At 65.9% G+C, this 1,832-nt stretch carries 1 protein-coding gene; it reads left to right on the forward strand.

The annotated features are described in order from the left end of the window. Positions 1–129: 129 nt before the first annotated feature. A complete protein-coding gene (locus ACFXPK_RS32825; protein WP_385080809.1) occupies positions 130–1,389 on the forward strand; it encodes a tyrosine-type recombinase/integrase in 1,260 nt (419 codons plus the stop codon). The last annotated feature ends 443 nt before the right edge of the window (positions 1,390–1,832 follow it).

Here is a 1,832-nt window from a genome sequence, read left to right on the forward strand (position 1 = left end):
GCCCTCGCCGGCGGGCCGCGGCCGCCCGGCCTGAGAGCCCGCGCCCACCAATAGCACGCCGCGGGGGGGGGGGGGGGGGCCCCAGGCCCCCCCCCGCCGGGTCGCCATTCCCAAGGAGCACCCCACCGCATGGCAGGCCACATCCAAGACCGCTGGTACAAGACCGAGACCAGCCCCACCGGCAAAACCACCCGCGTCAAGACCGACCGCCACGGCACCGGCATGCGCTACCGCGCCCGCTACGTCGGCCCTGACGGCACCGAGAAGTCCAAGAGCTTCCCCGACCGACAGAAGCGCCTCGCGGAACAGTGGCTCTCCCACATCGAGGCGGACATGTCGCGCGGGCAGTACATCGACCCTGCGGCCGGTCGAACCACGTTCCGGCAGTACGGCGAGAAGTGGATTGCCGCACAGACCACCGACATGACGACCCGCGTCCCGGTAGCCGTGCAACTCCGTCTTCATGCCTTCCCGTACATGGGATCCCGCCCGCTGGACTCTTTCCAGCCTGGGCACATCAGAGAATGGCTGAGCGACTTGGAACGTGCCGTACCGGCGTCGTCCTACCGCCGCGTCATCTTTGCAAGCGTGTCATCCGTGATGAGCGCCGCCGTCGATGACAGCTTGCTCACCAAGAATCCGTGCAAAGCGCGTTCCGTCCGCGCACCCGAGCGAGGGGCGCCGCGTGTGCGCCCGTGGTCGGCGGATCGGGTGTTCGCCGTGCGGGCCGCGCTTCCCGCGCGCCATCAGGCCATGACGGATATCGGGGGTGGCTGTGGCCTCAGGCAGGGCGAGATTTTCGGTCTGCCGGACGACGAAGTGAATTACGAGACGCAATGGGTGCACGTAGCCAATCAGGTGAAGGTGGTGAACGGTCACCTCGTATTCGCCCCGCCGAAGCGAGGGAAGGAAAGGGGCGTCCCATTGCCGGACCGCGTCGCTCGCGTCCTGAAACAGCACCGGAAGGATTTCCCGCCGGTAAAGGTGACCCTCCCTTGGCTCCGCCCGGACGGACCGCCCGTCACCAAACTTCTGTTGTTCTCCCTCACGGGCGGCGGTGCTGTTCGCCGTACCGACTTCAATACGCGGATCTGGAAACCCGCCCTTGTAGCCGCAGGGGTCATCCCCGAACCGAAGACCAGCGAGCGGCATGAGGCGGCACGCGAGCACGGCATGCACGCGCTGAGACACTTCTATGCGTCGGTCCTGCTGGACGCCGGGGAGAACATCAAGGCGCTGAGCACGTACCTGGGGCACAGTGACCCCGGCTTCACTCTCCGGACCTATACGCATCTCATGCCAAGCAGCGAGGGGCGAACTCGTAGAGCAATCGATCATTTGTACGAGATTCAGGCGGTGGATCCGGGAAAAATCGAAGAACGGGCATAGAGGAAGTTGCCGTGAACTAGAGTGGCCTTGGAAGCCCGGCACAGTAGGGCTTCCGCTAAGGAGGTGGTCGCCCTGGTGGTATATCTGCGACCCGACGCCTGGGCTATCCGGGAGTCGCTAAACGACCGGGGAGGGGTCATAGGACCGCCGTGCCACTGGCGGCAGACTCTGGTGAAGCGGTAAGTCCCTGACGGGACAACCACGACCGGCAACGGCCGTGCGTCGCTGGAATCATGCGATGAGTGAGACTCCAGAGGATATTTAGGGGAGTCTGTGGGGCGCGCTTGAGCGCCCCGGGGGGGAGACAGCTAGCTGTCTCCCCCATCTCGTGGCGGCTGCATAGGACGGCCCACAGACGGCCCAGGGTGATTGAGACGACGTCGGGCCCGCACCGTGACAGTCGACCCGACCGATTCCGCCCCCGCGCCGGGTGGCGTTGGATT

Origin of the sequence: Streptomyces sp. NPDC059142 (genome assembly GCF_042755665.1) — a bacterium.
Classification (GTDB): Bacteria; Actinomycetota; Actinomycetes; order Streptomycetales; family Streptomycetaceae; genus Streptomyces.